This window comes from Chloroflexus sp., from assembly GCF_034435895.1.
Lineage (GTDB): Bacteria > Chloroflexota > Chloroflexia > Chloroflexales > Chloroflexaceae > Chloroflexus.
Genome location: NZ_DAOTWH010000254.1, coordinates 1 through 8,307 on the forward strand (window position 1 = coordinate 1; position 8,307 = coordinate 8,307).

General features: G+C 58.5%; 8 protein-coding genes and 1 tRNA gene. All 9 read left to right on the forward strand.

The genetic code is table 11. The features are described from left to right. Positions 1 to 555: 555 nt before the first annotated feature. Positions 556 to 1,674: a PstS family phosphate ABC transporter substrate-binding protein gene (locus U9R81_RS14660; RefSeq protein WP_322496174.1), complete on the forward strand. Its 1,119-nt coding sequence runs from the start codon at positions 556 to 558 to the stop codon at positions 1,672 to 1,674. Positions 1,675 to 1,676: 2 nt separating this feature from the next. Further along, entirely contained in the window at positions 1,677 to 3,335 is a 1,659-nt protein-coding gene (locus U9R81_RS14665; RefSeq protein WP_322496175.1) for a sensor histidine kinase, read from the forward strand. After that, a complete protein-coding gene (locus U9R81_RS14670; RefSeq protein ID WP_322496176.1) occupies positions 3,332 to 3,700 on the forward strand; it encodes a response regulator in 369 nt (122 codons plus the stop codon). Before U9R81_RS14665 ends, U9R81_RS14670 begins: the two co-directional genes overlap by 4 nt. Before the next feature lie 124 nt (positions 3,701 to 3,824). Continuing rightward, positions 3,825 to 4,652, forward strand: coding sequence for a methyltransferase domain-containing protein (locus U9R81_RS14675; RefSeq protein ID WP_322496177.1), 828 nt, complete (start codon positions 3,825 to 3,827; stop codon positions 4,650 to 4,652). 53 nt (positions 4,653 to 4,705) lie between these two features. Beyond that, a tRNA-His gene (locus U9R81_RS14680) sits at positions 4,706 to 4,780 on the forward strand. 123 nt (positions 4,781 to 4,903) lie between these two features. After that, positions 4,904 to 5,350: a hypothetical protein gene (locus tag U9R81_RS14685; RefSeq protein WP_322496178.1), complete on the forward strand. Its 447-nt coding sequence runs from the start codon at positions 4,904 to 4,906 to the stop codon at positions 5,348 to 5,350. Between the two features lie 582 nt (positions 5,351 to 5,932). Next, positions 5,933 to 6,427, forward strand: a complete 495-nt coding sequence (locus tag U9R81_RS14690) for an ASCH domain-containing protein (RefSeq protein ID WP_322496179.1) — start codon at positions 5,933 to 5,935, stop codon at positions 6,425 to 6,427. A 151-nt stretch (positions 6,428 to 6,578) separates the two neighbouring features. Next, positions 6,579 to 7,688 carry an NAD(P)/FAD-dependent oxidoreductase gene (locus U9R81_RS14695; protein ID WP_322496180.1) on the forward strand — a complete coding sequence of 370 codons (1,110 nt, stop codon included), beginning with the start codon at positions 6,579 to 6,581 and terminating at the stop codon, positions 7,686 to 7,688. A 479-nt stretch (positions 7,689 to 8,167) separates the two neighbouring features. Further along, on the forward strand, positions 8,168 to 8,307 hold a 140-nt coding region (locus U9R81_RS14700), incomplete at its 3' end, for a zinc-ribbon domain-containing protein (RefSeq protein WP_322496181.1).

Here is an 8,307-nt window from a genome sequence, read left to right on the forward strand (position 1 = left end):
GCGCACAGAAGAGGGGTGGAGTCGGCCCAAAATCAAGGCGCACCTCGCGCTCGTCTCGCTGGATTTTGCAAAAGTCCAGTTTATTCTTTCAACATGGCATGGCAATAAGTGTCGCACAAACGTGATGATTGAGCGGTATTAAGCATTGTTTGATGTCTATACAAAAGAGCATTTCTACCACGTTGGCGCAAGTGAGCGAAATCGCAATCCAATGATTGAAGCGCTTGTGCTGAATTACCGCCCATTATCACTAGTACAGGATCCAACGCCCACGGGTGCGCAGCAACTCGTGTTCACCGAATTCACATTGGATCAATGACCATCGCTTAAGGATACCGCCTCTTGGCTTGTTCTCTACACCCTCTAAGCCACGTATAGGACGATCGAGCTACTGACGATAACCGGCGATAAGGACTGATGAAGCAGGTCAAGTTAGCGCTTCAAAGATGCTTAATCTTTTCTTAACCAATGACATTGTGTCGGAGGGTTATAATAGATACGGCTAGCAGCGCTGCTTGAACTGCAAGATATCAGCCCTCACTAGCTGCACCAAATATGAACATTTGGCGTATTGCCGCTCTCAGCCTTGTTGCGTTGTTGCTAGTCGCTTGCGGTGGAACCACCACTGTCTTGCCGTCGCCTACGCCGGTTCCGTCACCAACGGTTTTACCCCCTTCGATCCCGTCGCCGGAACCAACGATACCGCCGTTCACACCAACCCCGGCGCTCACCTTGCCCAACACCAATCTCAGCGCCCTAAAGGGCGAGATCAAGATCGACGGTTCAAGCACGGTCTTCCCGATTACGGAACAGGTAGCGATCGTGTTCAACGAACTCGCTCCCGACGTCACAATCCGGCTCGGCGTGAGCGGCACTGGCGGCGGATTTACTCGCTTTTGCGCCGGCGAGACCGATATTTCCAACGCCTCGCGCCCGATCAAGCAACGCGAGCTGGAAACGTGTACTGCAAACGGGATTCAGTTTATCGAATTGCCAGTCGCGTTTGACGGCTTATCGGTGGTGGTGCATCCGCAAAATGACTGGGCGCAGTGCTTGACGGTCGCTGACCTCAAGCGGATGTGGGAGCCAGAGGCCGAGGGGCAGATCACGCGCTGGAACCAGATTCGCCCTGAGTGGCCCGACCAGCCGCTGCGCTTGTACGGCGCCGGGGCTGATTCGGGCACCTACGACTACTTTACCTCAGCAATTGTGGGGAAAGAAGGGGTGAGTCGCGGCGATTATACGGCCAGTGAGGACGACTATCTGCTGGCGCAGGATGTCGCAGCCGATCGATTGGGCTTAGCCTTCTTTGGCTATGCCTATTACGTCGAGTATACTGGCCAGTTGCGGGCAGTGGCGATTGACAGCGGCAACGGTTGTGTGGCGCCATCAGAAGCCACGATCGCTAATGGCAGTTATCAACCGCTCTCACGCCCCATTTTTATGTACGTGCGGGTTGACGCATTGGAACGGCCAGAAGTGCGCGCGTTCGTTGATATGTATCTGCGCAATGGTGAACTCTTCGTCAATAAAGCGCGCTACATCCCACTGCCGGCCAGAGCGTATGAATTGGCTATCCGGCGGGTAGAACGCCGGATCACCGGTTCGGTCTTTGCCGGCGGCTCGCAAGTAGGTCTATCCATCGAGCAACTGTTGCAACTAGAGGATCGCTAGCGGTGCGTTTTCCAATCCGGGCCAAATTGTTAGGCACACTGGCCATCGACCTGCTGTTGATGATGGTGCTTGGCTTTTTTGCCACTTACCAAATGGCCACGATGAACGAGCGCGCCGTCTTTATCGAGCGCCACACCATTCCCTCGCTCGATGCCGTTGGCGATATGACGGCGGCGATCAACCGATATCGCGCCCGGCAACTGGAATTTTTGATCTACACTAACAACGGCGATCGGGGACGCATTCTCGATCAGATGCGCGCCATCGAAGCCGAGATGGCCGGCTACTTTGACGCTTATCGCCCGCTGGTCGGTTCAGACACGGAACGGATCAAGCTTGATGCGGTCGAGGCGGCATGGCAAGAGGTGGTACGCACGAACCACGAACGGTTCGTGCCGGCGGTGCGCTTGGCTAGTGATGGCAGCGTGCAACCCTTCTATTCGCGGATGAACCCGTTCTACGATGCGCTCGATCGGGCGATGGCCGAATTGGTGCGCGAAAACCAACAACAGGCCCAAGCATCGCTGGAAGTGGTTGCTGCGAGCTACGATACGGCGCGCACCTTTATTTTGATCGATACTGTGGTTGCCGTCATTATCTCGGCGGCAATTGGTCTGTTTCTTTCGGCCCGAATTGCGCGCCGGTTGCGGCGGCTGGCGCACGCCGCTGGTCGGGTTTCGGCGGGTGATTTTGTTGGCTCGATCGATGAACGGACTCGCGATGAAATTGGCGATTTGGCGCGTGCGTTTGATCAGATGCTCGCCAGTTTGCGCACCCAACGCGCCGAGCTGGAAGAGCGCAATCGCGCGTTGCAAGCCAGTCTTGCCCGTCAAGAACAGTTAATGGAGGAGGTTATCCGCGGTAAGCAAGCCGAGGCTGAAGCTGAACGGGCGCGCGCGGCGGCGGAAGCGGCCAGCCAAGCCAAGAGCGCCTTCGTGGCCACGATGAGCCACGAATTGCGTACCCCGCTCAATGCCATTCTCGGTTATGCCCAGTTATTGCACCTCAACAAATCCGTTTCTGAACCCCATGCCGTGTATGTTGATCGAATCCTTGCTTCTGGACGCCATTTGCTGGCGTTGATCAGCGATGTGCTCGATTTTGCCCGGATTGAGCAAGGGGCGCTCGATCTCGAATACACTCACGTTGAAGTACCTGCACTCGTTGATGAGTTAGTGGCAATGACGCTGCCATTAGCGCAACGCAACCATAATCAGCTTGTTGCCCACTGCCCGCCTGATCTCGGTATTATCGAGACGGATGGCCGCCGGTTGCGGCAAGTGTTGATTAATCTGCTCGGCAATGCTGCCAAATTCACCGAAGACGGCACCATCCGGCTGGAAGCGGCGGCTGAACGACGCCATGGCGTGGACGGCGTTCGCTTTGCCGTGATCGATACCGGGATCGGGATCCCGCGCGAGAAACAATCCGAACTCTTTCAACCATTCAGCCAACTTGACGAGTCGGTCACGCGCCGGTACCAAGGCACCGGTCTTGGGTTGGCACTCACCAAGCAGATCGTGCAAGCCCTCGGCGGCACGATTGCGGTTGAAAGCGACGCTGGAATTGGGTCAACCTTTACGGTCTGGATTCCGGCGGCGCCCGCGGTTAACACAGATTCTTCATCGCTAGAACCGCACGTGGTAGGAGATCTTGCATGAGTTTCATTCTCGTTGTCGATGACAATTTCGATAATCGTCACATTATTGGGCAGATGCTCAGTTTTAGCGGCTTTGCCGTTGAGTTAGCATCAGATGCGCAGACAGCGCTCGATATTGCCCGGCAGCGCCGGCCAAGCCTGATTTTGATGGATTTGTCGATGCCCGGTCTTGATGGTTGGACAGCGACCGAATATGTGAAGCGCGATCCCCATCTGCATGATGTTCCGGTCGTTGCGGTGAGCGGTCATGTGACCCGCAACGACATCGAACGGGCAAGACGCGCCGGCTGCAATGAGTTTTTGCCCAAACCGATCGATTACGAGCATCTGATCAAGATTGCGCAGCGGTATACACACAAGCATTAGTGCGTAGCGCGATGCAGCCCTCAGTCCTTTGCCCCTTCTCTCACTAAGCGGGAGAAGAGGGCAGACGCTTTGCGATCACCTAGCAGTCTTCCAGTGGCGCCAAATTCGGGGTATTATACTTAGTATGGATCACAACGTATTACCCCTCATCACGTGCCCGCGCCACCGCGAGACGGTTCTGACCGTAGAACAGATCGATCGCGAGGGAGCCGGGATGATCGAAACGGGCCGGTTGCGCTGCCCGCAATGCGCAACCACATACCCGATTGCCGAGGGCATTCTCGATCTGCTCGGACAACAATGGCCGGGCAGTATCGCCCAATTCGTCAATGTCTTGCCGCCGGCGGCGTGGGCCTACGAACGGACATGGCGGCCACTGGCGCTGAGTATGCTCAGCGGCGAGCAGTTTCCGCTCGAACGCGAGCTGGCGTTGATCACCGAGCTGGCCGGCGTCGATCGCGGCGGGTTGATGATCGATGTTGGCTGTAGCAATGGCCTGTACGCGCGGGCGCTGGAGCAGGCCCGCCGCCGGAGCGGTGCGAACGGATTGGTGGTTGGGATCGACCTCAGCCTGCCGATGCTGCAAGAGGCGCGCCAACGGGCGCGGCGCGAGGGTCTGCGCATCAGTTTTATTCGAGCCAGCGCGCAGGCGCTGCCGTTCGCTGCCGGCACAGTCAGCGTACTGGTGATGGGTGGTTCGCTCAACGAGATTGGTGATATTCCGGCGGCGTTAACCGAATGGCGCCGGCTGTTAGCGCCGCAGGGCCGGGGGGTGATGATGAGTCTGGCTGCCGCCGATAACCCGCCGGGCCGCGCCTTCCAGCAATTCTTGGGGCTAGGCGGGCTACAATTTCCTTCGGTTGCTGAGCTGAATCGGCACTTTGCGCACGCCGGTCTGCGCCTGCGCGCCCAATGCCAATACGGGATCGTCGTGTTTAGCGTGGTGCAGTGAGCTGTCGATTTGACGACTCGGCCTGATTGTGCTATATTCAGATTCGCAGCGCGGTGCCTGTAGCTCAATGGCAGAGCGCCTGACTGTGGATCAGGAAGTTGTGGGTTCGAGCCCCATCAGGCACCCCACCAAGAAGCCTCGGTGAGGCTTCTTTTTTATTTCCAGCCCCTCCACCCACAGTGATAATGACATTTCCACTTAAAACGTTGTACAATATCGTTGTCAACACCACAATCATTCTGAGTAGAACTATGGCCAAGGTAATCATGCAGATCGGCGCGCGCCGGATCGTGTTAATGGATTCCATTTCGTATGTAGACGAGAGCGATCAAGGCGCGTTCGTGGTCAGCGGTTCGCACGGCGGCGCGAGCTCAGCGCGCTATGTGCTGGCGGTGCCGCTGGCCGGCGTGGTCTTTAACGATGCCGGGATTGGTAAAGACAACGCCGGTATCGCTGGCCTTGCGATGCTCGATGCACAGCGCATTCCCGCACTGGCAGTGGCCTACACCTCGGCCCGCATTGGCGACGCTGCCGACACGTGGGAGCACGGTATCATCAGCGCCTGCAATGTGAGCGCGGCGGTACGTGGGGTGCGCGTGGGAATGGCGGTGCGCGAAGCAGCCGCATGGGTGTTGCGGGAAAGTGGTTTTTTGACCGCAGCGGGCGCTGAGGACGCAGCGGGCAAGGGGGGGAGGTGATACCAAACTCTTTCGCGCTTTTGCATTCCGAATCGCTGTGCCTTTGCTCGCTTTGGGGTGGAGGCCAGCAATCGACTCATCCTGCGAGGAGGTGCGTATTTAGCAGGTGAGAGTGTGTTGTTACCGCAGAGAACGCGGAGGACGCAGCGGGAGAAGAGGAGAAGCAGTATGTCATTGCGAGTCGCTGAGCAACCGCTCCAGCCCCACCCATACAGTCCACCAGTGGGAGAAGAGGCGAGGCAGTATGTCATTACGAGGGCGCGTAGCGCCCGAAGCAATCTCCTCCTGTGCGGATTCCTCGCGCTTTCGAGACGTTTTTTACCGCAGAGGACGCAGCGGGAGTATGGACGATACAAAACCCTTTGCGCTCTTTGTGTCCTTCGCGCCTTTGCGTTATGAATCGCTGCGCCTGTGCGCGCTTGGCGGTCTTTGTGATTGACCCTCACCCCCTAGACCCCGCTCCTGCCTAACAGCGGGAGCGGGGGAAGCGCTGCGGGAACGGGAGAGGCATTGCGGGCGCTCAGGCGATCTTTTTTTGTGTCTTTTTGTGGCAATGATCCTAACCGCTCAATTGTAAGGCGTATGAAGACGAACATACTGCCAACAGTCTGGCAAGCCATCCTCTCAGCTACTATTGCCCACCCGGCTTGGCACGAGCGGTTGCAAGCGTGGCGCGAAGGGCGCAGCGCGGCTACCCTTCACCTTGCCATCTTGCGCGAGCCGTACTTGAGCCGCATCCTTGCCAGACGTAAGCGGATCGAGAGCCGGTTTGGGCGCGACCGGCGGGCGCCGTTTGGGCAAGTGAAGACCGGCGATCTCGTGCTGCTCAAGCGGGCTGGCGGCCCGTTGGCTGGGTTGGCGCTGGTTACGGATGCGATCAGCCGGGCGATAACCCCAACTGAGATGGACGAACTCCGTGCGGCTTACGCCGCTGAACTAGTCATTGACGACCCGCAATTTTGGACGCTTCACGCCCAAGATCGTTATGTCACGTTGATCTGGCTCACCGGTATCTACCCGCTGCCGGCCATTCCTTTTCCCCGGCGCAACCGGCGCGGGTGGGTCGTGATCGGTTAGGATTACCCCTCCGCACAAGGTGCGGAGAGCGTGGGGCGCTAGATTCTCATTGTCTCCTCACATCCACTCGCGCCGCTACTCCGTTATGTTTAGCGAGACCGATTGCTCTCCACACTATTTTGTGAATAATTTCACTAGGAAGGGACGAGCAATGGCTTCGCCACAATCACTCCAATCTCTCACCCAACCGGCCCGCCCGCGAGTTGTGATCGCCGGCGCGGGTTTTGGCGGTCTCGCTGCGGTGCGAGCGCTCGCCAAAGCGCCGGTAGAGGTGCTCTTGATCAATCGCACCAATTACCACGGCTTTTGGCCGCTGCTCTATCAAGTTGCCACCGCTGGTCTCGAACCAGAGTCGATCGCGTATCCGGTGCGCGCCATCTTGCGCCGCTACCGCAATGCTAGCTTCTTGCTGGCCGAAGTCAGCGGGGTTGATTTCGCGCGGCGTCTGGTGCAGACCAATGCCGGCCCTGTCAGCTATGACTATCTTATCCTCGCCGCCGGCAGCACAACCAACTTCTTTGGTAACGAGCAGATCGCGCGCTACACGATGGGGATGAAGGATTTGAACGAAGCGCAGCGGCTGCGCAACCACGTGCTGTTGTGCTGCGAGCATGCCGCCGCCGAGAGCGATCCGGTTCGGCGCGCGGTGCTGCTCACCTTTGCCGTGGTCGGCGGCGGGCCGACTGGGGTCGAGTTAGCCGGCGCGTTTGTCGAGTTGATCCGGCACGTGATTCGCCATGACTACCCGATGCTCGATGTGCAGCAGGCAAGAGTAGTGTTGATCGAAGCGACCAGCCACATTCTTGCCTCCTTCCCCGCATCGTTGCAACGCGCGGCCTTGCAACGCTTGCAGCAGATGGGAGTCGAAGTGCGGTTGAATACACCGGTGGCCGGTGCCGATCCGTATGGGTTATCCTTCCGTGACGGTTCACGGTTAGACGCCGAGACTGTGGTGTGGGCAGCGGGAGTGCGCGGCGCACCGCTGGCCGATGCGCAGATCAACGATCTGCCAATGCAACCATTTCGCTACGTTGACAAAGGCCAGATGGCAACCATCGGTCGCAGCGCCGCGGTGCTCGATGCGTTTGGCATCCGGCTGAGCGGGTGGCCGGCATGGGCCGGTTGGCTGTTCGTGCATTTGATGGCGCTGGTCGGCTTTCGCAACCAAGCATTGGTGTTGTTGAATTGGGCCTACAGCTACTTTACCTATGATCGTGGGGTACGGCTGATCTTTGGGGTAGGGGCAGTATTACACGACTGATCCCACAACTTGTAGGGAGTGCGGCAGTTTGACTGCCGCACTCCCTACGTTTTGCGTGTTGGGTTAGCGCGCAGCGGGTTGGGGTAGCCTCCATAATGCCTTGAGCGCCCGATCTCGCTGCCGGAGGAGATTGCTTCGCCGCCTCCGGCGGCTCGCAATGACAGAAGGGGAGCGCGGGCGTGCCCGCTTGTCATTGCGAGGGGGCACAGCCCCCGCAGCAATCTCCCGCTTCGGCGGAAAGGGGCCGCTCCCGCGCTCGCGAGGGATTGCGTCGCCGCGCGTGGGCAGAGCCGCGCTCTGCCCCTACCGCGCGGCTCGCAATGACAAGAGGGAGTTGGCGCAAACCACGATCGCTCATCTTATGCTATAGTGGTCTCATCAGCAACGCTATCGGAATGGCATGCATATAGAACTGCAACCTCAGTGACGCAACACTAGTCATATCTCGCAACCAGTCGCTCAGCAGATGGAGGAGAGCCATGCCATTCTGCCCGCAGTGTGGAGTAGCAAACCCTGATAACGCTCGCTTTTGCGATCAGTGCGGCGCGCAGTTGATTCCAGTGCCGACGCGCGTGCCAACGCCGGTGTCTACACCCAAACCGGCCCCGCAGATGAGCGG